The organism is Mycetocola sp. Y171 (assembly GCF_056713165.1).
Genome location: NZ_JBWYGX010000001.1, coordinates 634,717 through 659,830, shown reverse-complemented (window position 1 = coordinate 659,830; position 25,114 = coordinate 634,717). Strand labels below are relative to the sequence as shown.

16 protein-coding genes, 1 tRNA gene and 1 other RNA gene are annotated in these 25,114 nt (G+C 67.1%); 12 read left to right on the top strand and 6 right to left on the bottom strand.

Features of this window, described 5'->3' with window-relative positions:
- Nucleotides 1-40: 40 nt before the first annotated feature.
- Nucleotides 41-128 (bottom strand) — tRNA-Ser (locus AC1M2K_RS03110).
- Between the two features lie 119 nt (nt 129-247).
- On the opposite strand from AC1M2K_RS03110, the gene ffs reads away from it, so the two are divergent.
- From ffs to AC1M2K_RS03070, 8 genes are all read left to right on the top strand, one after another.
- Nucleotides 248-344: signal recognition particle sRNA small type (gene ffs, locus AC1M2K_RS03105), an RNA gene on the top strand.
- 413 nt (nt 345-757) lie between these two features.
- Nucleotides 758-4,309: an endo-1,4-beta-xylanase gene (locus AC1M2K_RS03100; RefSeq protein WP_480239802.1), complete on the top strand. Its 3,552-nt coding sequence runs from the start codon at nt 758-760 to the stop codon at nt 4,307-4,309.
- A gap of 155 nt (nt 4,310-4,464) precedes the next feature.
- A complete protein-coding gene (locus AC1M2K_RS03095; protein ID WP_480239801.1) occupies nt 4,465-6,939 on the top strand; it encodes a phosphoketolase family protein in 2,475 nt (824 codons plus the stop codon).
- Between the two features lie 32 nt (nt 6,940-6,971).
- Nucleotides 6,972-9,086, top strand: a complete 2,115-nt coding sequence (pta, locus tag AC1M2K_RS03090; protein ID WP_480239800.1) for a phosphate acetyltransferase — start codon at nt 6,972-6,974, stop codon at nt 9,084-9,086.
- Nucleotides 9,083-10,303 carry an acetate/propionate family kinase gene (locus tag AC1M2K_RS03085; RefSeq protein WP_480239799.1) on the top strand — a complete coding sequence of 407 codons (1,221 nt, stop codon included), beginning with the start codon at nt 9,083-9,085 and terminating at the stop codon, nt 10,301-10,303. Before pta ends, AC1M2K_RS03085 begins: the two co-directional genes overlap by 4 nt.
- Entirely contained in the window at nt 10,300-11,937 is a 1,638-nt protein-coding gene (locus AC1M2K_RS03080) for a sensor histidine kinase (protein WP_480239798.1), read from the top strand. The genes AC1M2K_RS03085 and AC1M2K_RS03080 overlap by 4 nt, the downstream gene beginning before the upstream one ends.
- A gap of 75 nt (nt 11,938-12,012) precedes the next feature.
- A complete protein-coding gene (locus AC1M2K_RS03075; RefSeq protein ID WP_480239797.1) occupies nt 12,013-12,693 on the top strand; it encodes an ArsR/SmtB family transcription factor in 681 nt (226 codons plus the stop codon).
- Nucleotides 12,690-13,946 carry an MFS transporter gene (locus AC1M2K_RS03070; RefSeq protein WP_480239796.1) on the top strand — a complete coding sequence of 419 codons (1,257 nt, stop codon included), beginning with the start codon at nt 12,690-12,692 and terminating at the stop codon, nt 13,944-13,946. The genes AC1M2K_RS03075 and AC1M2K_RS03070 overlap by 4 nt, the downstream gene beginning before the upstream one ends.
- An 86-nt stretch (nt 13,947-14,032) precedes the next feature.
- Here AC1M2K_RS03070 and AC1M2K_RS03065 read toward each other — a convergent pair whose 3' ends face one another.
- The 5 genes from AC1M2K_RS03065 to AC1M2K_RS03045 form a co-directional block, all read right to left on the bottom strand.
- Entirely contained in the window at nt 14,033-15,109 is a 1,077-nt protein-coding gene (locus AC1M2K_RS03065) for an ABC transporter ATP-binding protein (RefSeq protein WP_480239795.1), read from the bottom strand.
- Nucleotides 15,106-15,927, bottom strand: a complete 822-nt coding sequence (locus AC1M2K_RS03060) for an ABC transporter permease (RefSeq protein ID WP_480239794.1) — start codon at nt 15,925-15,927, stop codon at nt 15,106-15,108. Before AC1M2K_RS03060 ends, AC1M2K_RS03065 begins: the two co-directional genes overlap by 4 nt.
- Nucleotides 15,924-16,760 carry an ABC transporter permease gene (locus tag AC1M2K_RS03055; protein ID WP_480239793.1) on the bottom strand — a complete coding sequence of 279 codons (837 nt, stop codon included), beginning with the start codon at nt 16,758-16,760 and terminating at the stop codon, nt 15,924-15,926. Before AC1M2K_RS03055 ends, AC1M2K_RS03060 begins: the two co-directional genes overlap by 4 nt.
- A 94-nt stretch (nt 16,761-16,854) precedes the next feature.
- The gene (locus AC1M2K_RS03050; protein ID WP_480239792.1) at nt 16,855-17,973 is read right to left on the bottom strand and encodes an ABC transporter substrate-binding protein; all 1,119 of its coding nucleotides are present in this window, start codon (nt 17,971-17,973) and stop codon (nt 16,855-16,857) included.
- A gap of 235 nt (nt 17,974-18,208) precedes the next feature.
- Nucleotides 18,209-18,772, bottom strand: coding sequence for an endonuclease domain-containing protein (locus tag AC1M2K_RS03045; RefSeq protein WP_480239791.1), 564 nt, complete (start codon nt 18,770-18,772; stop codon nt 18,209-18,211).
- 542 nt (nt 18,773-19,314) lie between these two features.
- On the opposite strand from AC1M2K_RS03045, the gene AC1M2K_RS03040 reads away from it, so the two are divergent.
- From AC1M2K_RS03040 to AC1M2K_RS03025, 4 genes are all read left to right on the top strand, one after another.
- Nucleotides 19,315-21,873, top strand: coding sequence for a DNA polymerase III subunit gamma and tau (locus AC1M2K_RS03040; RefSeq protein ID WP_480239790.1), 2,559 nt, complete (start codon nt 19,315-19,317; stop codon nt 21,871-21,873).
- Between the two features lie 6 nt (nt 21,874-21,879).
- Nucleotides 21,880-22,479 carry a recombination mediator RecR gene (gene recR / locus AC1M2K_RS03035; protein WP_480237942.1) on the top strand — a complete coding sequence of 200 codons (600 nt, stop codon included), beginning with the start codon at nt 21,880-21,882 and terminating at the stop codon, nt 22,477-22,479.
- A 159-nt stretch (nt 22,480-22,638) separates the two neighbouring features.
- The gene (locus AC1M2K_RS03030; protein ID WP_480237941.1) at nt 22,639-23,907 is read left to right on the top strand and encodes an aspartate kinase; all 1,269 of its coding nucleotides are present in this window, start codon (nt 22,639-22,641) and stop codon (nt 23,905-23,907) included.
- A 124-nt stretch (nt 23,908-24,031) separates the two neighbouring features.
- Nucleotides 24,032-25,090 carry an aspartate-semialdehyde dehydrogenase gene (locus tag AC1M2K_RS03025; RefSeq protein ID WP_480237940.1) on the top strand — a complete coding sequence of 353 codons (1,059 nt, stop codon included), beginning with the start codon at nt 24,032-24,034 and terminating at the stop codon, nt 25,088-25,090.
- Nucleotides 25,091-25,114 lie beyond the last annotated feature (24 nt).

Sequence of the window (25,114 nt, the reverse complement as noted above, 5' to 3'; positions counted from 1 at the left end):
AAAACGCCCACCGGCCGGGACCGGTGGGCGTTTCTGATGTTGGCGGAGAATGGGGGATTCGAACCCCCGAGGGCGTTAACCCAACACGCTTTCCAAGCGTGCGCCATAGGCCACTAGGCGAATCCTCCGGACCAGCCGAATCGCTCTCGCGATTTCAGCCTCAGCTATCCTACCGTGCTTCGCGCGGACATCCGAACGCGTCGGTTTGCCCGCGGTCGCGAAGGCTTCAGGAGTCTGTAGAATGGATGCTGGCTCCTCGCGTGGCGCCATCCAGGCCAACTCCCCCAGGACGGAAACGTAGCAAGGGTAACCGGGCTCTGGCGGGTGCGCGAGGAGTTTTCTCGTTAACGGAGCCGCTGGGGTAACCGGGGCTGCGCTTTCTCGTGCGAAGGTGCGCGAGGAGTCTTTTCTCGTTAACGGAGCCGCTGGGGTAACCGGGGCTGCGCTTTCTCGTGCGAAGGTGCGCGAGGAGTCTTTTTCGTTAACGCAGCCCGGGGCCCGCACGGAGCCGGGGATCCCGAGAGCCTCAGTGCACCGCGCCGCCTCTCCCGTCGGACGCGAGGCCTCTCGCCACACGAACCGCCGCCCGTCAAGGGTATTTGTCGATCTTGACAACAAAAGTCGCACCCCCCTAGGATTCGAACCATTCGAGTGGTTTCGACGCAGGTGTCGAAACTTTCGAGCTTCGTTCGGCAGCACCCTGCAGTCGGCGGTCACGTCACCATGCAGTCTCGCTTTTCCCACGCAAAGGAGCGTTATGAGCGTCAGATCCATGTCCCGCACTCTCGTCATAGGAACGTTGGCGGCCGCGCTTCTCGTACCGGTTCTGACATCGCCGGCCGCGGCGGCAGAACCCGAAGTTCTCGCGTCCAGCGACTTCGAGGACAGCACCCTCGGAGGCTGGGAGTCGAGCGGCGGGCCTGCACTCACCTACGTCGATGACGGCGAAGGCGGCACCGCGCTGCGTGTCGGCGATCGCGCGAACGACTACAGCGGCATCCAGACCCCGACCGGGTTCTTCAGCGACCTCGAGCCGGGTGACACGCTCACCTTCACCATGAAGGCACGGCTTGCGGATGCCGCAGCGGCCCCTGTGGGCGTGCGCTTCGTCATGAAGCCCGCATACACGTGGATCGGCAACACCACGATGACAGCCGACGCCTGGACGACGGTCACCGGAACCCTCGACATCGCGGAGGGAACGGATGCTGCGGCGCTGCAGGCCTACATCGGCACGGCCGACCTGCCCGGCGGCGCGAGCTACAGCTACCTGCTCGACGATCTCTCGATCTCCGTACTCCGGGCGGAAGATCCGACAGATCCGACGGACCCGACAGACCCCGGCGACTCGGACCTCTCCTCGCTCAACACCGGGTTCGAAGACGGACTCGGTACCTGGGTTCCGCGCGAGGACGCGAGCGGTGCGGCCTCCGTCACCGTGTCGACCGACGAGGCACACAGCGGCTCGCAGTCCGCGCTGATCTCGGAGCGTGTCTCTGAGGGCCAGGGAATCGGGCACGACGTGACCGGCATCCTGCTCCCCGGGCAGACCTACGAGGTATCCGCGTGGGTGAAGTTCGCCGCAGGCGAGACCCCCGGCGACGTCTGGCTGAGCCTCGCACGCACGACGGGCGGCTCGACGTCGTACGGAACGCTCGGCCAGTTCACCGGCATGTCGAACAGCTCCTGGGTGCAGGTCACGCAGACGTTCCAGATGGGCGCAGCCGACGAAGCATTGCTCTACTTCGAGACCGCGTACAACGGCGGAAACACGTCGGCGTTCCTGGTCGATGACATCACCGTCACCGTGCCTGCCGCCGGTGAGGTCGAGGACCTCACCCCGATCAAGGACACCGTGGACTTCGCGAGCGGCGTCGCGATCGACAGCCGTGAAACCACAGGGACGGCCGCCGAGCTTCTCAACAAGCACTTCAACCAGGTCACCTCCGAGAACTACATGAAGCCGGAGGCCTGGTATGACGCCGACGGCGTCTTCACCCCGCACGCTGAGGCCGACACCCTGATGCAGTTCGCACAGGACAACGACCTCAGTGTCTACGGTCACACGCTCGTCTGGCACTCCCAGACCCCTGCCTGGTTCTTCCAGGACGATGCAGGAGCCGCCCTCACTGACAGCGATGCGGACCAGCAGATCCTTCGGGATCGCATGCGCGCGCACATCTTCGCGGTCGCCGAGCACCTCAGTGACACCTACGGCGAATTCGGGAGCGACACCAACCCGCTGTACGCATTCGACGTCGTCAACGAAGTGGTCTCAGACGGCAACGAGAACGCAGATGGCCTGCGTCGCAGCGAGTGGTTCCGTATCCTTGGCGAGGAGTTCATCGACCTCGCGTTCGAGTACGCCGATGAGGCGTTCAACGGCGAGTTCGCTGCCGCAGGCGCTGACCGCCCGGTGACGCTGTTCATCAACGACTACAACACCGAGCAGAGCGGCAAGCAGGCCCGCCTGCTCGCCCTCGTCGAGAGGATGCTGGAGCGCGGAACGCCGGTCGACGGGGTCGGCCACCAGTTCCACGTGAGCCTGTCGACTCCGGTCGCCGCGCTCGAGACTGCGCTCGACGCGTTCACCGGACTCGGCCTCACGCAGGCCGTGACCGAACTCGACGTCACCACAGGTACGCCGGTGACCCAGGCGAAACTCGTCGAACAGGGGTACTTCTACCGCGACGCCTACCGGATCTTCCGCGACTACTCCGACGAGTTGTTCTCGGTCACGGTCTGGGGCCTCACCGACGGACGCAGCTGGCGCAACAGCTCAGGCGCGCCACTCGTGTTCACCGACTCGCTCGTCGCGAAGCCCGCGTACTACGGCATCGTCGACACGGAACTGCCCGCACGACTGCGCACGGCCAACGTCTTCCAGGGCGACGTTCCGCTCGACGGCGACGCAACGGATGCCCTCGCGTGGCGTCAGCTGCCTCTGCAGGCCATCGAGCAGGACGCCGCGTTCCAGCTGCGCTGGCAGCCGGATCACCTGACCGTGTACGTCGAGGTGAACGACACGACGACGGATGCCTCCGACGGCGTCGAGTTCGCCTGGGGCGACGAGACGGCGAGCGTAGGCCGTGACGGCAGCGGCGACGTCGATGGTGTCATCACCGAAACGGATGACGGCTACCGCATCGTCGCACACCTGCCCCTCGACGGAGCAGCCGAGGGCGACACGGTGGACTTCGACCTGCGGGTACAGAACGACGACGCAACGGCGGGCTGGAACACCGAGGGTGCCATCGGCACCCTGACCCTGCTCGAGCCCCTCTCCTACCAGGAAGTCGCTGAGACGGCCACCTCACCCGCGATCGACGGAGACCTCGACGAGTTGTGGGCAAGAGCAGGCACCGTCGAGACGACCAAGCAGGTCGAGGGAACGGCAGGAGCATCCGCGGTCTTCAGCACGCTGTGGCGCGACAACATGCTCTACCTGCTCGCCGAGGTCACCGATCCGACCGTCGACGTGTCTGGCTCAGACCCATGGATCCAGGACTCGGTCGAGATCTACGTCGACGCAGGCAACTACAAGAACGGCTCGTACCGTTACGACGACACGCAGATCCGCATCAGTGCGGACAACGTCGTGTCGTTCGGAACCGGTGACGAAGCGTTCCAGCGTGCCAGGGTCGAGTCGGCAACGACGCGAACGGATGCCGGCTACCGCGTCGAGGTCGCCGTCAGCCTCCTCGAATCCGGTGGCGCCGGCTCGTTCCAGGGTCTCGACCTGCAGGTCAACGATGCATCGAACGGAGCTCGAACGGGCATCCGCAACTGGGCCGACCCGTCAGGCGCCGGCTACCAGTCGACCGCCCGGTGGGGTGTCGCCCAGCTGGTCTCTGCTGTCGAGGCATCCGAACCGCTGATCACGGTGACGCCAGGCAGCGTTGTCGCCGGCGGAACGGTCGATGTCGAACTCAGCGGATTCGACGCTGACACCGAGATCGAACTGGCGTTGCGAGAGCCCACAGCGGAATTCGCACTGTTCGCGCTCGCCCTGCCGGCGGTGCTCGAGACAGTGACGACGGATGCCGACGGCAACGCATCGGTGCGGCTCACCATTCCGGCCGACACCGCAGCAGGAGCGTACGAGATCGCCGCGCTCCAGGACGGGGCCACGCTCGCAGCGGCACCCATCACGGTGACCGTCGCAGCGGGACCGGGTGCCGACCCCGCCGGAGACGATGACCTCGCGAGCACAGGATCCGACCTGGCCGGCTGGCTGTGGCTCGGGATCGTGCTGATGCTCGCCGGCGGCGTCCTGGTTCGCGCTCGCCGAGCAGCACAGGTCGCGTAACCGCCGCTGCTCCCTCGAGGGCATCCGTTTCGGTCGAAGGTTCCCGGTGTACCGGATGCCCTCGACCGGGGCGGATGCCCTCGTCGCATTATCACCCTCCACGCCGGGCCGTTCGGCCCTATCGGCCGCACGACTCGCGTCCCTAGGATGAGGCCATGGCAGCCCAGACGGACGACCCGAGACCGACCACGAGCACGGATGACGACCTGGCGGGCATCGACGCCTGGTGGAGGGCAGCGAACTACCTGTCGATCGGCCAGATCTACCTGCTCGACAACCCGCTGCTGCGCCAGCCGCTCGCCGTCGAGCACATCAAGCCGCGCCTGCTCGGCCACTGGGGCACCACTCCCGGCCTCAACTTCGTCTATGCGCACCTCAACCGCATCATCCGTGAGCGTGAACAGTCGATGCTCTACGTCGCCGGTCCTGGCCACGGTGGACCTGGCATGGTTGCGAACGCCTACCTCGAGGGCACATACTCCGAGGTCTACGCCCGGATCAGCCAGGACGAGGATGGCTTGCAGCGGTTGTTCCGCCAGTTCTCGTTCCCCGGCGGCATCCCGAGTCACGTCGCGCCCGAGACACCCGGGTCGATCCACGAGGGCGGCGAGCTCGGCTACGCGCTGAGCCACGCCTACGGTGCCGCGTTCGACAACCCCGACCTGATCGTCGCGGCTGTCGTCGGCGACGGCGAAGCCGAGACCGGCCCGCTCGCCACGAGCTGGCACTCGAACAAGTTCGTCGATCCGCTGCAGGACGGCGTTGTCCTGCCGATCCTGCACCTCAACGGCTACAAGATCGCCAACCCGACCATCCTCGCCCGCATCCCCGAAGAGGAACTTCTCGACCTCATGCGCGGGTACGGTCACAAGCCGCATATCGTCTCCGGTGGCTTCGATGGCGAGGACCCGATCCTTGTGCACGCGCGCATGGCCGAGACCCTCGACACCGTCATGGACGAGATCGCCGCGATCAAGCGCACAGCGGCCGAGCAGCAAGCCGCGGGCGAGGATGTCACCCGCCCCCGCTGGCCGATGATCATCCTGCGCACTCCGAAGGGCTGGACCTGCCCGGCCGAGATCGACGGACAGCCGGTGGAGAACACTTGGCGGGCACACCAGGTTCCGCTCGCCAACGCGCGCGACACCGAGGCACACACCCGCATCCTCGAGGACTGGCTGAAGAGCTATCGGCCTGAAGAACTCTTCGGTGAGGATGGTCGGCTGTACGAGGACATCGCCGCCCTCTCCCCGGCGGGCGACCTCCGGATGAGCGCCACCCCGCACGCCAACGGCGGGGTGCTGAGGCGCGACCTCGACCTCCCCGACTTCCGCGACTACGCCGTCGACGTGCCTGCGCCAGGCGCGACGACCGCTGAGGCGACGAAGGTGCTCGGCATCTGGCTCGCGGACGTCATCGCCGAGAACCCGGTCAACTTCCGCATCTTCGGACCGGATGAGACGGCTTCCAACCGGCTAGCGCCTTCTGTCTACGAACACACCGGCAAACAGTGGAACGCCGAGATCCTCCCCGTCGACACGAACCTTGCCCGCGCTGGCCGCGTGATGGAGGTGCTGAGCGAACACCAGTGCCAGGGCTGGCTCGAGGGCTACCTGCTGACCGGCAGACACGGCCTGTTCAACTGCTACGAGGCGTTCATCCACATCATCGACTCGATGGTGAACCAGCACGCCAAATGGCTGAAGACCACGCGGGAGATCCCGTGGCGAAGCCCGGTGTCGAGCCTCAACTACCTGCTGTCAAGCCACGTCTGGCGCCAGGACCACAACGGCTTCAGTCACCAGGACCCCGGATTCATCGACCACGTCGTGAACAAGAAGGCCGACGTCGTGCGGGTGTACCTGCCGCCGGATGCCAACACGCTGCTCTCCACCTACGACCACTGCCTGCGCTCCGTGAACTACGTGAACGTCGTCGTAGCAGGCAAGCAGCCGCAGGCCAACTGGCTGGCCATGGACGAGGCCGTCGCGCACTGCAGCCGCGGGCTGGGTATCTGGGACTGGGCGGGCACCGAGACCGAGGGCACCGACCCGGATGTCGTTCTCGCCTGCGCCGGAGACGTGCCGACCCTCGAGACGCTCGCGGCGGCATCCATTCTGCGCGAACGACTGCCAGAGCTGTCTGTGCGCGTCGTCAACGTGGTCGACCTCATGCGGCTGCAGGACGAGCACGAGCACCCGCACGGACTCTCGGACACCGAGTACGACAACGTCTTCACGACCGACAAGCCCGTGATCTTCGCCTACCACGGCTACCCGTGGCTCATCCACCGGCTGGCCTACCGCCGCACCGGTCACGAGAACATGCACGTCCGCGGCTACAAGGAGGAGGGCACGACCACGACGCCGTTCGACATGGTCATGCTCAACGACCTCGACCGGTACCGGCTCGTCATCGACGTCATCGACCGGGTGCCGCAACTCGCATCGACGTGTGCGGGGCTCCGCCAGGAGATGCAGGATGCCCGGCTCGCCGCCCGCCAGTACACGCGCGACCACGGCGAAGACATCCCCGAGGTCGCGAACTGGCAGTGGGCAGGCGACGGGGCGGGGGTGTCGCAGGAGGACGCCCAGGAACGCGTGGACGATACCGGCTCGGACAACGCGTGATCCTCGCCGAAACCGCAACGTAGGCTGGACCCGTGGCGAAAAGCATTTACATCACGTCCGCCGAAGGGCACACCGGCAAATCGACGATCGCGCTCGGCACCCTCGACACTCTCTCCCACCAGGTGCAGCGAGTGGGTGTGTTCCGTCCGATCGCGCGGTCGACCTCTGAGCGCGACTACGTCGTCGACCTCCTGCTCAGCCACGACAGCGTGGATCTCGACTACGACGAGTGCATCGGTGTGACCTACGACGCGGTGCACGTCGACGCGGACGCCGCCCTGTCGAACATCGTCGAGCGTTACAAGGCGGTCGAAGCGAAGTGTGACGCCGTCGTCATCCTCGGCTCCGACTACACCGACGTCGGAAGCCCGACCGAGCTCGGCTACAACGCTCGCATCGCCACCAACCTCGGTGCCCCCGTGCTTCTCGTGCTCGGTGGCCGCTCCAACCAGGGTTCGGGCGAACGCCTCGGCCAGGCCGACCCGCGTAGCCCTGAGCACATGGGCGACATCGCCGAACTCGCTCTTCTCGAACTCCGCAATGCGCACGCCACCCTCCTCGCCATCATCGCCAACCGGGTCGATCCGGACCGACTCGCCGAGGTCACCGCGGCGATCGAGAAAGCCGAGCCCGGCGTCCCGGTGTGGGCGATCCCTGAGGACCCATACCTCATCGCCCCGAGCATGGAATCGATCATGACGGCGACCGACGGCGTGCTGCTCAAGGGCGATCCCGCCCTGCTCTCCCGCGAAGCGCTCGGCGTCGTGGTCGCGGGAATGGGCATGGTCAATGTGCTGCCGCGGCTGATCGAGGGAGCCGTGCTCGTGGTCGCAGGCGACCGCACCGAAGTGCTGCTCGCCGCCATGATGGCCCAGAGCTCAGGCACCTTCCCGTCCATTGCAGGGATCGTGCTCAACGGCGGGTTCGACCTGCCCGAACCGGTCGAGCAGCTGCTCGACGGCCTTCCCCAGACCCTGCCGATCATCAAGACCGGACTCGGCACCTACGACACCATCGTCGCCATCACCAGGACCCGCGGGCGCCTGGCCGCCGATTCGCAGCGCAAGTACGACGCGGCACTGGCGCTCTACGAACAGCACGTCGATGCGACCGCCCTCCTCAACCGCCTCGAGGTGAGCCGCACTGCCGTCGTCACGCCGTTGATGTTCGAGTACGGGCTCCTCGAACGCGCCCGCGCGAACCGCAAGCACATCGTCCTGCCCGAGGGCGACGACGATCGCATCCTCCGCGCAGCGCATACCCTCCTCGCCCGCGGCGTGGCCGACCTGACGATCCTCGGAGAACCGTTCGAGGTCCGGTCCCGCGCCATCGAGCTCGGCCTGGATATCTCCGGAGCCGAGGTGCTCTCCTCCCACGATCCCGTCCTCGGGCTGAAGTTCGCCGAGGAGTACGCGCGGATCCGCGCGCACAAGGGCGTCACAGTCGACCAGGCCCGTGACCAGGTCTCCGACGTCTCGTACTTCGGCACGATGATGGTGCACCTCGGGCTGGCAGACGGCATGGTCTCCGGTGCTGCGCACACGACGGCGCACACCATCCGACCGGGGTTCGAGATCATCCGCACGAAGCCGGGCGTCAACGTCGTCTCTTCCGTGTTCCTCATGGCGTTGCAGGACCGCGTCCTCGTCTACGGCGACTGCGCCGTCATCCCCGATCCGGATGCCTCCCAGCTCGCCGACATCGCCATCTCGTCCACTGAGACCGCCGTGCAGTTCGGCATCGACCCGCGGGTCGCCATGCTCTCCTACTCGACGGGGGAGTCCGGTTCGGGCGTCGACGTCGAGAAGGTGCGAGACGCAACGGCGCTCGTGAGGTCCCGTCGCCCCGACCTGCTCGTGGAGGGTCCGATCCAGTACGACGCCGCTGCGGATGCCGCGGTCGGCGCGTCGAAGATGCCCGGTTCCGAAGTGGCCGGCCGCGCGACGGTCTTCATCTTCCCCGACCTGAACACCGGGAACAACACCTACAAGGCGGTTCAGCGTTCGGCAGGCGCCGTCGCCATCGGTCCGGTCCTGCAGGGCCTCAACAAACCGATCAACGACCTGTCGCGAGGAGCCCTGGTGCAGGACATCGTCAACACCGTCGCGATCACGGCGATCCAGGCGCAAGGCGAGACGCCCGCATGAGCGCCGTCCTCGTCGTCAACTCGGGTTCCTCGTCGTTCAAGTACCAGCTGATCGACATGGACACGGAGCAGATGCTCGCGACCGGCCTGGTCGAGCGGATCGGCGAGGATTCCGGCCACGCAGTGCACACCATCCCGTGGGACGACGTGCCGTCCGTCGACAGGTCCGATGCTCCCCAGACCACCGAGCGGGACCTCCCGATCCCGGATCACACGGCCGGGTTCAGAGTGATGCTCGACGCGTTCGCCGCCGACGGTCCGTCGCTTGACCGGCATCCGCTGATCGCCGTCGGGCACCGGGTCGTCCACGGCGGAAAGCGCTTCTTCGAGCCCACCCCGATCACCGACCTCGTGAAGATCAACATCGAGGAGCTCGCGGAGCTCGCACCGCTGCACAACCCGGCGAACCTCCAGGGGATCGAGGCCGCGCAGAAGGCGTTCCCCGACGTTCCGCACGTCGCCGTCTTCGACACCGCGTTCCACCAGACCCTCTCGCCAGCGGCATACAGCTACGCGATCGACGCGGCTCTCGCCAAGAAGCACCGGCTGCGCAAGTACGGTTTCCACGGCACATCGCACAAATTCGTCTCCGAGGAGGCAGCAGCCTTCGTCGGGCGACCGCTCGCCGAGCTGAACCAGATCGTCCTCCACCTCGGCAACGGGGCGTCGGCATCGGCCATTGCCGGCGCCCGCTCGGTCGAGACCTCCATGGGGTTGACGCCGCTGGAGGGACTCGTCATGGGAACCAGGTCGGGCGACATCGATCCCGCGGTGCTCATCCACCTGCACCGTCGAACCGGAATGACGTTCGATGAGATCGACACCCTGCTCAACCGCAAGAGCGGCCTGCTCGGGATGAGCGGCGCCAACGACATGCGCGACGTCCTCAGCCGTGCCGCAGCGGGCGACGAAAACGCCCAGGTCGCCTTCGACGTCTACGTGCACCGGCTCAAGGGCTACGTCGGCAACTACATCGCGCAGCTCGGCCGGATCGACGTCATCACCTTCACTGCAGGGGTGGGGGAGAACGCCGCCGCCGTGCGCAAGGCCGCCCTGTCGGGGCTCGACGCCTTCGGCATCCGTCTCTCCGACGAACGCAACGAGGAGAAATCGCGGGATGCCCGCCGGATCTCCACCGACGACTCCGCCGTCACCGTGCTCGTCATTCCCACCAACGAAGAACTCGAGATCGCCCGGCAGACGATGTCCGTCTTATGAGAAGGTCAACGGCCGCCGTGCTGGGAACGCGATGGTTCGGCTACCGGGCCGAAGTCGCGATCCAGCTCGCCGCCGTCGTGATCGTGGTCGTGTCCATCGCCATCGCGCTCGTCGTGGATACGGCACCGTTGCGGACTGTCGCATTCGCCATAGCGATCAGCCTGATGATCGTGGCGACGGTACTGGCCGCCATCCTCGGCCGAACCAGCTCGGACTGGCTCCTGGCGGTCCCCGTTCTCGACATGATCGCGCTCATCGTGATGCAGCAGGTTCCCGAGCACCATGTCCACGCGCTGAGCATTCTTGCGATCCTCCCCGCTCTCTGGCTGGGTCTGTCCGGCCGCCCGGTCTTCGCCGGGCTGGCCGTTCTGCTCTCCCTGGGGCTGGTCGAGGTCGCCGGTGTGGGCGAGCTGGATTCGATGGATCTCGAGCACGCCCTGCGGAACTTTCTCACGCCGGCCGTTGTGAGCATCGCAGCAGCCAGTACTTTCGTCGCGTCGCGTCGCGCCGCAGCGAGCATCCGTTCGCTCATCGAGCAGGAACGGGAGACGGCCGCATCACTCGCCCGAGAGAAACGCACCTCCGAACTGCTCGACGCCATGCTCGATGCCGTCGACATCGGAATCCTCGCCTATGACGCCGAAGGCAACCAGATCCTCGCGAACCGTTCGGTCCTCAGCCATCCGGTGATCGTCAACACCGGACTCACCCCCCTCGAGCTCGACCAGCAGGGATACATGCTGCAGGAGGACAGAGTCACGTCGCTCCCTGACGGGCAGGGGTTCGTCACGCGGGCGCTCAGGGGCGATGAATACTCCAACCAGATCATCTGGATCAGCGCCCCCGGTACCCGGCAACACGCCGTTGCGGCATCCGCGCGGCCGCTGCACGACACCGATGGCCGCTTCGCCGGAACGGTGATCGCCATCGACGACGTCACGGCGTATCTCGAGACGATCGCGGCGAAGGACGAATTCGTCGGATCCGTGTCGCACGAGTTCAGGACCCCGCTTGCGTCGATTCTCGGCTACCTCGAACTCGTTCTCGAAGAGCCTGAACGGCTGCCGGACGACGTCCGCCAGCACCTCGGCGTGGTCGAAAGGAACGCCGACCGGCTCCAGCGACTCGTCCTCGATCTTCTGGAGGCAGCCAGCCGGAAGCGCGAAGCCGTCCGCCTGCAGCGGCAGTCGACGGATGTCGTCGCCCTGTGCGCTGCTGTGCTCGAGCGATGCCGGACGGCAGCTGAGAAGGCGGGTGTCCAGTTCGCCCTCGATGCGTCCGGACCCGTGATCGCGGTGATCGACCCGAAGCGGATCAGCCAGGCCATCGACAGTCTCGTCTCGAACGCCATGAAGTTCAGTCCGTTCGGAGGACAGGTCCGCCTGACCGTGTCGTCTGACGGAGAGAACGTCACGATCACCGTGACCGACAACGGCATCGGGGTGCCATCCGAGGAACTCGAGGCAATGACCTCGCCCTTCTACCGCGCCGGCACCATCGGTGAACACTTTCCGGGAGTCGGGCTCGCTCTCACGGTGACGAAGGCGATCGTCGAGGAGCACCGCGGGTCACTGTCGTTCGAAAGCTTTGAAGGCCGGGGGACCACCGTGACGGTGAGGCTGGCGGTTCGGTAGTAACGAGCGCATGTTGTTTGCGAAAAGTCCACAAGAAACATTGCACAAGACTTCTTGTGCAACTATCGTGAAGGCATGGCCACCCCACTCCCACCCGTCCGCGCCCTGACCGATCCGCGGGCGATGCGCGCACTGGCGCATCCGTTACGTGTGAGACTGCTGGGTGAACTCCGCGTCTCGGGGCCGCAGTCGGTCGGGATGCTCGCCGACACTCTCGACGAGGCACCCGGGTCGATCAGCTACCACGTCGGGGTTCTCGCCCGGTCGGATTTCGTCGTCGAAGCCCCGGAGAATGCGCGGGATGCGCGCGAGCGCTGGTGGCAGGCAGCCCAGTCGCACACGCGCTATGAACCCAGTCGGCTCAATGCCGACCCGGACACCCGGGTCGCGAGCGCGGCGATGCGTCACACGTTCCTGCAGTCGCAGGCCGCCGAGCTCGCCGAGTACATCGACCTGGAGCCGACCCTCGAGCCGGAGTGGGTGGCAGCAGCGACGACCGGCGACACGGTGACTTTCCTCACGCCAGACGAGCTGCGCGAACTCGCCGACGAGCTCGAAGTGCTCGCGCGCCGCTGGGAGGCACGGAGTCGCCCGGATGCCGCAGGAGCACGTCCGTCCCGCTTCATGTACAGCGCGTTCGTCCGTCCGCGGCCCGCGCAGACCAGCGCCGATTCCTCCCGCGACGCGACCGGGCACGCAGAAGCCGGCGCGGCATCCGCTCGCCCCGATGGGCACCGACCTCAGGACCCCGCGTGACCACCGCAGTCGGAACGACCCACCGCACGCCGCTCGTCGGGCTGCTCGCTGCCGAACTCATCTCGAAGGCGGGCAACGCGATCACGATGGTGGCCGTCCCGTTGTACGTGCTCGGAACGACTGATTCGCCCGTGGCGACCGGCGTGGCCGGGGTCTTCGCCACCGTCCCGGTCGTCGTCGGGGGTGCCCTCGGCGGTGCGGTGATCGACAGGTTCGGCTACCGGACGGCGAGCATCCTCGCCGATCTCGCTAGTGGGCTCACCGTGCTGGCCATCCCTGTCTTCGCCCTGACGAGCGGGTTGCCGTTCTGGCTGCTCCTCCTGCTCGTGTTCCTCAGCGGCCTCCTCGACACCCCGGGCGACACGGCGAAGGCGGTGCTGCTTCCCGAGCTCGCCGAGCGGGGCCGTGTGCCGCTGGCGCGGGCGGCCGGGGCGCAGTCCGCCGTGCAGAGGAGCGCATCGATGATCGGGGCTGCGACCGCTGGCATCCTCGTGGCGCTCGCAGGGGCGACGAACTCGCTGCTGGTCAACGCGGCGACCTTCGCGGTCTCCGCGCTGCTTGTCGCGCTCTGCATCCCACGGAAGGTGGCCAGGCCCCTGCGGGAGGAGTCGGACGGGACCTACTGGCAGGAGCTCTCGGACGGCTTCCGGTTCCTGTCGAAGCAGCCGCTGTTGCGCAGCGTCGTGTTGCTCGTCATGGTGACGAACGCGATCGACATCGCCGGCCTGACGGTGATCAAGCCGGTCTATGCCACAGCGAACTCCGAATCGGGCGCGCTGCTCGGATTCATGGTCGGATGCTTCGCCGGTGGCGCCCTGGCCGGCTCGACCCTGTTCGCGGTCTGGGGGCACCGTCTGGCCGGACGGGGGCTGTTCGTCTTCTCGTTCTTCTGCGCGGGGGTGCCGCCGTACGTCGCGATGTTCCTCGATGTCCCTGTGCCGGTGCTGCTCCTCGTGTTCGGGCTGTCAGGACTCGCGGCCGGCGCGATCAACCCGATGCTGTCGACCGCGATGTACGGGCTGACGCCCGAGCGGATGCGCGCGCGGGTCTTCGGCGTGACGACAGCGGGGGTGGCGGCGGCGATGCCGCTCGGGAGCTTCGTCGCCGGGCTGGCCATCGCAGGGATCGGGTTCGGGCCGACCGTGCTGTCCTGCGCCGTGCTTTATGCGGTGCTGACGCTACTGCCGCTGTGGGGCAAGCGCTGGGAGGGCCTCGATGCGGCGCGGGCGGAGCCGGCTGCGGCTGCGGCCTAGGTTTCGGGAGGAAAATCCGGGGGTCGATCGTCCATACGTGGACAGGCCCCCTGCTTTTCCTCCCGAAACCCGCGCGCCCCGAGAGTTCAGGTCAGCGGTGCCTGCACTGCTGTCAGGTCGGCGGCGGTGATCGTCAACTCGACCTCGTCGCCGAGACCGAAGGACTGCGAGGCGGCGTGCTGGGTCACGACCTGCTGTGCTTCGACGAGAACGATCGTGCGCCGGAAGCTCCCGTGGAAACTCGAGCCGACGACGGTGCCGCCGCCCTGCCCGGCACGCTGGATGGCCCTGATGCCGATGTCCTCCGGGCGAACGAAGCAGAGAACGCTCCCGTTCAGGCCAGGGGTGCGCGACGGCAGATCCTGACCGAGGATCTGTATCCGCCCACCGGACGCCGTTCCCTCCAGCCGGTTGCTCTGGCCGACGAAGTCCGCCACGAACGCCGTCGCGGGGCGCGAGTAGAGCTCCTCTGGCGTTCCGATCTGCTCGATGCGCCCCTCCCGCATCACCGCGACGCGATCGGCGACGGCGAGCGCTTCGTCCTGGTCATGCGTGACGAAGAGTGTGGTGATGCCGAGCTCTTGCTGGATGCGGCGGATCTCGTCTCGCAACTGCACCCGCACCTTCGCGTCGAGAGCCGACAGCGGCTCATCGAGCAGCAGCACCCGCGGTCGGGTCACGAGCGCCCGCGCAAGCGCCACCCGCTGCTGTTGCCCGCCGGACAGTTGGTGGGCATACCGGGCGCCGCGGCTCCCGAGTCCGACCAGGTCGAGCGTTTCGGCGGCGAGCCGACGTCGCTCGGCGAGCGGGACACGTCGCATCCGCAACCCGAACTCCACGTTCTCGATCGCCGTCATGTGCGGGAACAGCGAATAGGACTGGAACACCATGCCCATGTCGCGACGGTTCACCGGCATTCGTGAGATGTCGGTCCCGTCGACGGTCACCGTTCCGGACGAGACGGTCTCGAGCCCCGCGAGGGACCGAAGGGCCGTCGTCTTGCCGCAGCCGCTCGGTCCGAGCAGGGCGACGAATTCACCGGGTGCGATGCTCAGATCGAGCCCATCCAGCGCGCGGTGGACGCCGTACTGCTTAACCACGGATCGGAACTCGACGGCGGTGCCGGGGCGTGCCAGTGCGGATGCTGCGTCTGTCGACGTCACGTTGTTGTCCTGTTCTGCGGGTGGCCGGCACCGACCCGGCCGATGACGGCGAGGAGGACGAAGGCGAAGATGAGGGAGAGAAGGGAGAGGATGACCGCGGTGTACGGGTCGCTCTTCGACGCCTGCACGAGAGCGGTCTGCAGGTTCTGCCGGTTCAGCAGAGACGCGATCGTGTACTCACCGAGCACGACGGCGATGCTGATCACCGACGCGGCGAGGAGGCCACGGCGGAGCCCGGGAACGATCACCCGGACGATGACCGTTCCCCACGGGGCGCCGAGCGTGCGGGCGGCCTCCGTCAGGGTGGCGAGGTCGATCGCCTGCAGGTTGGACTGGATCGCTCGGTAGGCGAAGGGCAGCACGAGGATCCCGTAGGCGAACGCGAGAGTCCAGGCGCCGCTCCCGAAGACGCCGGCGATCACCGAGTACACCGGCGCGAGACCGACGACGAGGGCGATGGCGGGCACGGTGATCGGCAGCAGGCAGATCAGTTCCAGCGCACGTCGCAGTTTCGGGAACTGCAACTGCACCAGGATCATCGTCGGAACGAGCAGGGCGAGCATCACCAGCACGGTGAGAACCGCAAGGACGAGCGAATTCAGGATGCCGGTGAACAGGGTCCGGTATTTGCGTTCGTTCTCCGGGTCGACCAGCGCCAGCCAGTGCTCGAAGCCGTATCCGCCTGCGACACCGCGCAGCGTGAATTCGACCATCGAGACGAGCGGGATCGCGAAGACCAGCCCGAACGTGACGAGGATCACGACGGTGGCGAGGCGGCCGGGCCGGTCGCCGAGTCGCTGGGTGCCTGCGCGGCTCATCGCTGCCACCTCTCGGTCTTGCGGGCGAGCGCCGAATACACGGCCATGAGCACGGCCATGACCACGATCATTCCGAGCGCGAGGGAGCCGGCGAGGTTCTCGCGGCCGAGCACGGTCTCGCTGATCAGGGCACCGCGGATCTGCAGCGGCACGATCTGCGCACCCTGGCTGATCAGCGCGGCTGCTGTGGCGTAGGAGGAGAACGCATTGGCGAAGAGGAGGACGAGTCCGCCGAAGAACGACGGGGCGAGGATCGGACCGGCGATCCGGGTCCAGTAGGTGATGGTGCCGCCGCCGAGGGTGGCGTTGGCCTCGGCCCACTGGGCTTTGAGACCGTCGACCGCAGGCAGGAACGTGATCACCATGAGCGGCACCTGGAAGTAAAGATAGGGGAGGACGAGCCCGGGCACCTGGTAGAGCCACACACCGTCGGCGAAGATGTCGATGCCGAACCGGTCGCGGAGAAGAACGGTGACGACACCCTGGATGCCGATGGTCGCGATGAACGCGAAGGCGAGCATCACTCCGCCGAACTGGGCCAGCACACCGGAAATCGCGTCGACAGCTGTCCGGATCCGACCATCGGCCGTGAGACCGCTGAGTGCGTAACAGACCAGCGCTCCGAGGACGGCGCCGGACAGCGCCGTGATTCCCGAGATCGCGAACGAGGCGCCGAACGTGGTGAGGATCACCGGGTCGGCGAGCGCGGTCAGGTTGTCGAGGGTGAACTCGCCGTCGGAGTTGGCGAAGCCTGTTGCCACGGCGAGGACGACCGGGAGGACGAGCATCAGCAACACATAGAGAGCGAAGGGCGTGAGCCCGAGATATTTCATGACGGATGCCTTCAGCCGGCGTGAGAGGACGCCGGATCGCAGATGAACGCGCCGGGACCGTGAGACGGCCCCGGCGCGTGTCGACAGGGTGGGACTATCCCAGGACGGTCGCCCACTGCTCGGCGAGGAGCGCGTTCGCGGCATCCGTCTGCGCGGTGTCGGGGGAGAGGAGCTCCTCCGGTGCGCTGCCTGCGGTCTCGGCAGCGGCGGAGTCGACCGTTCCAGCCTCTTCCATCGCCGCGAGGCGGACCGGGTACGCGCCGGCCTCGAGGTAGAGGTTCTGGGCCTCGTCGCTGAAGATGAACTCCTGCCACAGGCGGGCGGCGGCCGGGTTCGGCGCGTCGACGTTCACGGCCTGGTTGTAGTACGCACCGTACGAGGGGCCCTCGAGGACGACGGTCTTCCAGCTCGGAACGTTCTGGGCCTCGGCCAGGTTGTTGTAGCTCCAGTCGAAGACGACGGCGGTCTCACCGGATGCGATCGTCGCCGGCGTCGGGTCGAGGGGCAGGAAGTTGCCCTCGGCGTTGAGCTCGGCGAAGAAGTCGATTCCCGGCTGGAAGTCGTCGACGGTGCCTCCGGACTGAATCGCCGCGAGGCCGACGGCGGCGAAGGCCGCGCCCGCCTGCGTGGGGTCGCCGTTGATGGCAACCTTGCCCTTGTACTCGGAGCCGAGCAGGTCGTCGAGTGACTCGGGAGCGTCGACGAGGTCTTCGTTGTAGCCGATGGACATCAGACCGGTGTAGTCATTGACCCAAAGGCCGGTCTCTTCCTTGTTCTCGGCCGGGATGTCATCCCAGGTCTCAACCTGGTACGGCGCGAACTGGTCGGTGGATTCGAGGGCGACGGCCGTGCCGAGGTCGAAGACATCAGGCGCGGTGTCCTGTCCCTTGAGGTTTTCGGCTGCGGTGATCTCTTCGGCGCTCGAGACGTCGGGGTCGGCCGAGTTCACGGTGATGTCGTACTTCTCCTCGAATGCGGTGATGATCTTGCCGTAGTTGGCCCAGTTCTCGGGCAGCGCGATGACGTTGAGTTCGCCTTCGGCCTGTGCGGCGGCGACGAGCCCTTCGAGCCCACCGAAGTCCTCGGCGCTGGTGGCAGCTGCCGCGTCGACGTCCGGGTCGGTGCCGGATGCCGGCGACGCCGCGCATCCGCTCAGAAGAAGAGCCGAGGCCGCGAGAGCGGTGCCGGCGAAGATAAGTCGTGATCGGGACACAATTTCCTCCAGGGGAGCGCGGGTCGTCCTGCTGTGGACGAATGGGGGCCGCGCGTCTGTGAGGCTAGGAGCGGCCGGAGGCCGGGCGGTGAACTGACGATGAATGGGGGGCTGCTCGGCGCTGAACTCGGCTGCCGCTGCCGCACACGTGCCCGTTTCGGGAGGAAAATCGAGGGGTCGATCGCCCATATCTCGACGGGCCCCTGATTTTCCTCCCGAAACTCAGAGTGGCGGGTCAGCCGACCAGCCCGGCGCGGATGTGTCGCGCTGCCCACAGGTGCTCCCGGCGGGAGACGTAGCCGTGGATCACGGATTCCACCTCGGCCCAGCGGTACATGACCATGGCGTACGTGACGCGGATGACGATGTAGCCCAATCGGTGGAGCACGAGATCCCGTTCACGATCCTTCACGGCTGCGTCGCCGGTATGGAATTCCAGGCCGTCTGTCTCGATGATCAGGCGGTCTCCGATCAGGATGTCGACCCGGCCGACCTCGGGAATTCTTGCCTGGGTTCGGTAGCGCAGGCCGCGACGTCCGAGTCTCAGCCGGACTTTCGTCTCGAGGCCGGACTCGCAGGTGGCGTCGACACAGTCGAGGAGCGGCCAGTATTTCCGCGGCACCCGCGATCGCACGTCGCTGAGGTCGGAGGGTCTGATCACGCGACGGTTGAGTGCGGAGTCGATGGCGACGATGACGTTCTCGGCGGTCTGGCATCCGAATTGATCGACAAGCGAATCGACGACTGACGACAGCGGTGGGCCATCGGTCTGTCCCGCGGGGCGGGAGTAGTGCGTCACTATCCCGCTGCCTGACCTTGGCGCGTGACCCGAGTTCACGGGCACGGCGATGTGAGTTCTGTGGTCGTCGACGCACCACACCCCTGCTCTCCTGAGGGCAGTGACACACGTGATCCTTCCACCGAGGGAGCAGGCTCGGAGGAGTAGCGGGTCCGTGCCGGGAAGTGCGTACCAGCCGCGTCTCGGTCGAAGGAGCAGACCGTCCGCTACGAGACGCTGCAGGCGAGTGCGTTTCGCACCATCCGACTCCAACACGGACAGATGAGCGATGCCGCCGTGGCGCTCGAGGAGGCCGAATTCGTCAATCACGCCCTCGATCGTGGTCCGGAATCGCGTCATGCAGTGGCCAGACGGCAAAGTGGTGGACAACTCGCGTGACCTCGAGGCCTGTGGATAATCCCGGGCCATGGTTTCAGGAGGAAAATCGAGGGGTCAATCGACAATATGTAGACGGGCCCCTCGATTTTCCTCCCGAAGTTTCGGCGGCCGGGCACCCCACCCCGCCCACCCGCGGTGTCAGCGGCGGCGACTACGATAAGGGGGTGGTTACAGCCCTGTATCGCCGTTACCGGCCAGAGTCCTTTGCCGAGCTGATCGGTCAGTCTCAGGTGACCGATCCACTGATGACGGCCCTGCGCACCAACCGGGTCAACCACGCCTATCTGTTCAGCGGCCCGCGTGGCTGCGGCAAGACGACCTCGGCCCGCATCCTGGCGCGCTGCCTCAACTGCGTCGAGGGCCCCACCGACACCCCCTGCGGTGTGTGCCCGAGCTGCGTAGAACTCAGCCGTGACGGCGGCGGGTCCCTCGACGTCGTCGAGATCGACGCCGCCAGCCACAACGGAGTCGACGACGCCCGCGACCTCCGCGAACGCGCCATCTTCGCCCCGGCCCGTGACCGCTACAAGATCTTCATCCTCGACGAGGCACACATGGTCACCCCGCAGGGCTTTAACGCCCTGCTGAAGATCGTCGAAGAGCCGCCGGAGCACATCAAGTTCATCTTCGCCACGACCGAACCAGACAAGGTCATCGGCACGATCCGTTCCCGCACGCACCACTACCCGTTCCGGCTGATCCCGCCGGCCCAGATGCTCGAGTACGTGCAGACACTCTGCGAGTCCGAAAAGGTCCAGGTCGAGCCGGGGGTGCTGCCGCTCGTGGTCCGCGCCGGCGGCGGGTCCGCCCGCGACACCCTCTCGCTCCTCGACCAGCTCATGGCAGGTTCCGAAGGCGACACCGTCGACTACGAACGCGCCGTCGCCCTCCTCGGCTACACCCACTCGGCGCTGCTCGACGAGGTCATCGACGCACTCTCCGCCCGGGATGCCGGCGCGGCATTCTCCGCGGTCGACCGCGTCATCCAGACCGGCCAGGACCCCCGCCGCTTCGTCGACGACCTCCTCGAACGCCTCCGCGACCTCATCGTCGTCGGCGCGACCGGGGGAGAGGCGGCATCCGTCCTCCGCGGCATCCCCCAGGACGAACTCGATCACATGGCGGTCCAGGCCACCGGTTTCGGCCAGGCCGAACTCAGCCGCACGGCCGACATCGTCAACACCGCCCTCAGCGAGATGACCGGCGCGACCTCGCCACGCCTCCACCTCGAACTCATGGTGGCGCGCGTGCTCGTCCCCTCGATGGACGACTCCGCCCGCGGCGCCCTGGCCCGCGTCGAGCGACTTGAACGCCGTGTCGGCATGTCGGATGCCGCTTCGCCGGCCGCCGCTCCGACGGATGCCGCCGCTCAGCAAAGCCCCTCCACCCGGCGCTCGTTCGACGCACCGGCCGCACCTCCTCAGCAGGCGCCGCAGCAGGCGCCCGCGCCTGTCCGTCCGCCCGCCGCTGCCCCGGCCACTTCGCCGGCTCCCGCGGAGCGCCCCGCTGCCGAGAGCGCGGCTCCTCCTGCACCTCCTGTGACGGTGAAGCCGATCGGGCCGGTCAGCCTCCAGCAGCTGCGTGACTCCTGGCCCGAGATCCTCGAGCGAGTCGCAGCGGCCAAGCGGTCGGCCTGGCTCGTGGCGCAGACGGCATCCGTTCGCGCGTTCAGCGATGACGCCGTCCTGCGCCTGAGCTTCCCCAGCGCCAAAGACGTCGAGGACTTCAAACACCTCAACGCCGGCGACGGCGTCAGCACGATGGTGCGACAGGCGATCCTCGACGTGCTCGGCGTGACCGTCAAGTTCATCGCGCACGTCGATGCCCCAGGCGACACGGATGCTCCGCGCGACTCCGCCCCGAAGGCGCCCGACGCAGGGGGCGCGCCGAAGGCGCCGTCCGCCGTCGGCTCGTCCTCGCCCGCGGTGCCGTCAGCGCCCGGCGCGCCGTCGTCGACCGTCGCCTCACCCACACCAACCGCCTCGACCAGCGCCCGCCCGGCCGACGGCCCAGCGGCGTCCACTCGGCCGAGCCCAGCGCCGACGGCAGAAGCAGCGGCAGCACCGCGTCCCGCGTCGCGTCCCGCAGATGCCGCCGTCCGCCCGGCGAGCAGCCCCGCAGCACCCGCGTCCGGCGGAGCATCCGCCGCAGTGGCCGCGCCCGCAGCGGGTGGGTGGCACGTCGTGGCGATCCCCACTTCCGACCCGACCGCCCCCGCCGCCGAGGTGTCCGCCCCGGCTTCGGCGGCACCCGCACGCCAGGCAACCGCGACAGCGGTCTCGGACCTCACCCCGCCAGACGACTTCGACGCACCGCCGCCAGACGACGAGCCGCCGTACCCGGACCCGCAGCACGACCCGGGCTACAGCGAACCCGTCGCGATCGGCGATGTTCCGACCGTGATCCCTCCCGGCCGGTTCTCGCCCGCGGCTCCCGCGTCCGGCGCGCCGTCGACGGGTGCACCGGCAGCTCCGGCGTCGAACCCGGCCGCAGCAGCACACCCGACGGGCCCTCGCGCGAACCAGCCCGCCCCGCCCGAGCGGGGTGCCGAGTCCCGCCCGGTTGCCCCACAGGCATCCGCTCCCGCCGCTCCCCGCGGGCGACAGACCTCGCACCCGGCGGCCTCGACACGCTACGGCGAATCCGTGGTGCGTGAACTCCTCGGCGCGAGCTTCATCGAGGAACAGCCGCACACGCCGCCGACCCGATTCAACAGAGACTAGACCCGCATGTATGAAGGCATTGTCCAGGAACTGATCGACGAATTCGGTCGTCTGCCCGGCATCGGACCCAAGTCCGCCCAGCGGATCGCGTTCCACATCCTGCAGACCGAGACCTTCGACGTCTCCAGGCTGGCCGAGCTGCTCACCGAGGTGCGCGAGAAGGTGCACTTCTGTGAGATCTGCGGAAACGTCGCCGAACAGCCCACCTGCTCGATCTGCCGTGACCCGCGCCGCAACCCGGCGAGCATCTGCGTGGTCGAGGAGGCGAAGGATGTCGTCGCAATCGAACGCACGCGCGAGTTCCGTGGTCTGTACCACGTGCTCGGCGGGGCCATCAGTCCGATCGACGGCATCGGCCCTGACGATCTCCGCATACGCCAGCTCATGCAGCGATTGGCAGACGGCGTCGTCCAGGAAGTCATCATCGCCACAGACCCGAACCTCGAGGGCGAGGCGACGGCGACGTACCTCAGCCGCCTGCTGACCGTGCTCGAGATCAAGGTCACGCGGCTCGCATCCGGACTTCCGGTCGGCGGAGACCTCGAGTACGCCGACGAGGTCACTCTCGGTCGTGCGTTCGAAGGCCGCACCGTCGTCAAGCGCTGATCCGGCGCAGGCATCCCGCCGGGCTACGTGCGCCAGACCGCCGACGGATGCCTCGCGGCCGTGACGCGCGACGGCATCCGTCACATAGCAGGGCGGGCATGCATCCGGCTTTAGAATAGGGAGTCGGGCATCGCCCGATCGACCCCACCAGGAGTATCCGTGAGCCTTATCGTGCAGAAGTTCGGCGGTTCATCCGTCGCGGACGCCGAGAGCATCAAGCGCGTCGCCAAGCGCGTCGTCGAGTCGCACAAGGCCGGCAACGAGGTCGTCGTCGTCGTGTCAGCCATGGGCGACACCACCGACGAACTGCTCGACCTCGCCGCTGCCGTCTCGCCGCTCCCGCCCGAACCACGCGAACTCGACCTGCTGCTCTCCAGCGGTGAGCGCATCTCGATGTCGCTGCTGGCCATGGCGATCAAGAACCTCGGCGTCCCGTCGCGCTCGTACACGGGTCTTCAGGCCGGCATGCGAACCGACAAGCACTACGGCGCCGCCCGCATCATCGACGTCAACCCGGTCCGCGTGCGTAAGGCACTCGACCTCGGTGCCATCGTCATCGTGGCCGGATTCCAGGGCTTCAACGACGAGACCGAAGACATCACCACACTCGGTCGGGGTGGGTCCGACACGACCGCGGTCGCACTGGCTGCAGCGCTCAAAGCGGATGTCTGCGAGATCTACACGGATGTCGACGGGATCTTCACGTCTGACCCCCGCGTCGTTCCCCGCGCCCAGAAGATCGACACGATCACGAGCGAAGAGATGCTCGAGCTCGCGGCCAACGGAGCCAAGGTGCTCTATATTCGCGCAGTGGAATACGCCCGCAGGCACGGTGTGACCCTCCACGTGCGATCATCGTTCAACAACAACGAGGGAACCCTCGTCATCAACCCGAAAGAGGGCGAAGAGATGGAACACCCCATCGTCACCGGTGTCGCAATCGACCTCACCGAAGCCAAGATCACCGTCGTCGGCGTTCCCGACGTGCCGGGTAAAGCCGCCCAGATCTTCAAGATCATCGCCTCGACCGACGCCAACGTCGACATCATCGTCCAGAACGTGTCGGCAGCAGCAACTGGTCTCACCGACATCTCGTTCACCCTGCCGCAGGACGAAGCGCATAAGGTGCTCACCGCCCTGCTCGAGCAGCGCGAAGATGTCGGGTTCGAATCGCTGCAGCACGACGACCAGATCGGCAAGCTCGTGCTCGTCGGTGCGGGAATGAAAGCCAACACGGGTGTGTCCGCGCGCCTGTTCGAAGCGCTGCACCTCGCCGGGATCAACATCGAGATGATCTCGACCAGTGAGATCCGGATCTCGGTGATCACGCGGGCAGACAACGTCAAGGAGGCCGCGCGCGTCGTCCACGCCGCGTTCGACCTCGACAGCGACGAGGAAGCCGTCGTCCACGGCGGCACCGGCCGCTGACGCTGTACCCAGCTGCGGAGATTCTCCGCACGACGGCCTGAAATCGCCGTTTCAGCAAGAGTTTGGGACAATTGTCCGAAGTTGAGCACGGGCCGCCCCGCCCGGACGCACGGAAGAGAGAACCATGAGCAACGGAGTGAACCTCGGAGTCGTCGGTGCCACCGGCCAGGTCGGCGCTGTCATGCGTCGTCTGCTGGAGGAACGGGAGTTCCCGATCGCGAGCATCCGGTTCTTCGCCTCGGCGCGCTCAGCAGGCTCCACGATCTCCTTCCGCGGCGAAGACATCGTCGTCGAGGATGCCGCGACGGCGGACCCGAGCGGTCTCGACATCGCCCTGTTCTCTGCCGGTGCAACCGGCAGTCGCGCCCAGGCCCCGCGGTTCGCGGCGGCGGGTGTCACCGTCATCGACAACTCGAGCGCCTGGCGGATGGACCCCGACGTTCCCCTCGTCGTCTCCGAAGTGAACCCGCACGCCATCGACGAGGCGACCAAGGGCATCATCGCCAACCCCAATTGCACCACCATGGCTGCGATGCCGGTGCTCAAGGTCCTGCACGAAGAGGCAGGCCTCGAGCGACTCATCGTGAGCACCTACCAGGCCGTCTCCGGCTCAGGACTGGCCGGCGCCCGTGAACTCGCCACCCAGGTCCGCGTCGCCGTCGAGGACGAGAACCTCCTCCAGCTCGTGCACGACGGACAGGCCGTCAGCCTCCCCGAGCCCGTCATCTACAAGCGTCCGATCGCGTTCGACGTCATCCCCCTCGCCGGTTCGATCGTCGACGACGGCGAGTACGAGACCGACGAAGAGAAGAAGTTGCGCAACGAGAGCCGCAAGATCCTCGAGCTGCCCGGCCTGCTGGTCTCGGGCACCTGCGTTCGGGTCCCTGTCTTCACCGGGCACTCGCTGTCGATCAACGTCGAGTTCGCGCGCGACATCAGCCCGGAGCGTGCCATCGAATTGCTGGCGGATGCTCCAGGGGTCAAGCTCGCCGACATCCCGACGCCGCTGGAAGCTGCAGGCCAGGACCCCTCCCTCGTTGGACGGATCCGCGCCGACCAGAGCGCGCCTGCCGGAAAGGGCCTCGCCCTCTTCATCTCGAACGACAACCTCCGCAAGGGCGCCGCACTCAACGCCGTGCAGATCGCCGAACTCGTGGCCGCCCGACTGCACGCCTCGGTCTAACCCCGTTCGGCCGGATCGCACAGG